The sequence below is a fragment of the Erythrobacter sp. HI0063 genome, assembly GCF_001635685.1.
Lineage (GTDB): Bacteria > Pseudomonadota > Alphaproteobacteria > Sphingomonadales > Sphingomonadaceae > Qipengyuania.
This window is the reverse complement of record NZ_LWFF01000255.1, coordinates 1-1,595: the sequence shown is the minus strand read 5'-3', so window position 1 is coordinate 1,595 and position 1,595 is coordinate 1. Positions and strand designations below refer to the sequence as shown.

Genomic DNA, 1,595 nt, shown 5'->3' with positions numbered 1-1,595 from the left:
GGCAGAAACCGCGCAGGATGCGAGCAGCACCAAGCCGATCAAGACCTGGTCGCGGCGCAGCACGATCCTCCCGCAATTCGTCGGCCTGACGTTCAACGTCTACAATGGCCACAAGTTCATCCCGGTCTCCGTTTCGGAAGAGATGGTCGGCCACAAGCTCGGTGAATTCGCGCCCACGCGCACCTTCCCGGGTCACGCCGCCGACAAGAAGGGCAAGCGCTGATGAGCAAGCAGAAGGCACCCCGCCGCGTCGGCGAGAACGAGGCTCTGGCCGTCGGTACCACGATCCGTGGTTCGGCGCAGAAGCTGAACCTCGTCGCCGGTCTGATCCGCGGCAAGAAGGCCGAAGAGGCCCTGAACATCCTCGCTTTCTCCAAGAAGGCGATGGCTCGCGATGCCAGCAAGGTGCTCGCTTCGGCGATCGCCAATGCGGAAAACAATCACGATCTGGATGTCGATGCCCTGGTCGTTGCGGAAGCTTCGGTCGGCAAGTCGATCACCATGAAGCGTTTCCACACGCGCGGCCGTGGCAAGTCCACCCGCATCCTGAAGCCGTTCAGCCGGCTTCGGATCGTGGTTCGCGAGCAGGAAGAGGCGTAAGATGGGTCACAAGAGCAATCCGATCGGTCTGCGACTGCAGATCAACCGCACCTGGGACAGCCGCTGGTACGCCGAAGGGCGTGACTATGCCAAGCTGCTCAGCGAGGACATCGAGATCCGCAAGCACATCGTGAGCTCGCTGCCGCAGGCCGCGATCTCCAAGGTGGTGATCGAGCGTCCGGCAAAGCTGTGCCGCATCTCGATCTACGCTGCGCGTCCCGGCGTCATCATCGGCAAGAAGGGCGCGGACATCGAAAAGCTGCGCACCAAGCTTGCGTCGATGACCGAAAGCGAAGTGAAGCTCAACATCGTCGAAATCCGCAAGCCGGAAGTCGATGCCAAGCTCGTCGCTCAGGGCATCGCCGATCAGCTGATCCGCCGCGTGGCGTTCCGCCGGGCGATGAAGCGTGCGATCCAGTCCGCCATGCGCCTGGGTGCCGAAGGCATCAAGATCGTGTGCGGCGGCCGTCTCGGCGGCGCCGAAATCGCGCGTGTCGAACAGTATCGCGAAGGTCGCGTGCCGCTCCACACGCTGCGGGCCAACATCGACTATGCCGAAGCCGAGGCGCTTACCGCCTATGGCATCATCGGCATCAAGGTGTGGGTCTTCAAGGGCGAGATCCTCGGCCACGATCCGACTGCGCATGACCGTCTGATGATGGAATCGCAGACCTCGGGCGTGCGCCCCGCGCGCTGATTGCAGGACATAGGAAAGAACCATGCTGCAACCGAAGAAAACCAAGTACCGCAAGGCGTTCAAGGGCCGTATTCACGGTAACGCCAAGGGCGGCACCGTGCTGAATTTTGGGTCGTACGGCCTGAAGGCGCTGGAGCCCGAGCGGATCACCGCGCGTCAGATCGAAGCGGCTCGCCGCGCGATCACGCGTCACATCAAGCGTCAGGGTCGTCTCTGGATCCGCGTCTTCCCGGACGTGCCGGTTTCGAAGAAGCCCGCCGAAGTCCGTCAGGGTAAGGGCAAGGGGTCGATCGAATAC

4 protein-coding genes are annotated in these 1,595 nt (G+C 62.6%); all 4 read left to right on the top strand.

The window, feature by feature from the left end; translation table 11 throughout:
• A partial coding sequence (gene rpsS, locus A3736_RS08170; protein WP_067681483.1) for a 30S ribosomal protein S19 occupies positions 1–223 on the top strand: 223 nt, incomplete at its 5' end.
• Positions 223–600: a 50S ribosomal protein L22 gene (rplV, locus tag A3736_RS08165; RefSeq protein ID WP_067681480.1), complete on the top strand. Its 378-nt coding sequence runs from the start codon at positions 223–225 to the stop codon at positions 598–600. The genes rpsS and rplV, both read left to right, overlap by 1 nt.
• 1 nt (position 601) lies before the next feature.
• Positions 602–1,297: a 30S ribosomal protein S3 gene (gene rpsC, locus A3736_RS08160; RefSeq protein WP_067681477.1), complete on the top strand. Its 696-nt coding sequence runs from the start codon at positions 602–604 to the stop codon at positions 1,295–1,297.
• 22 nt (positions 1,298–1,319) lie between these two features.
• Positions 1,320–1,595, top strand: a 276-nt coding sequence (gene rplP / locus A3736_RS08155; protein WP_067681474.1) for a 50S ribosomal protein L16, incomplete at its 3' end; no start/stop codon positions are given.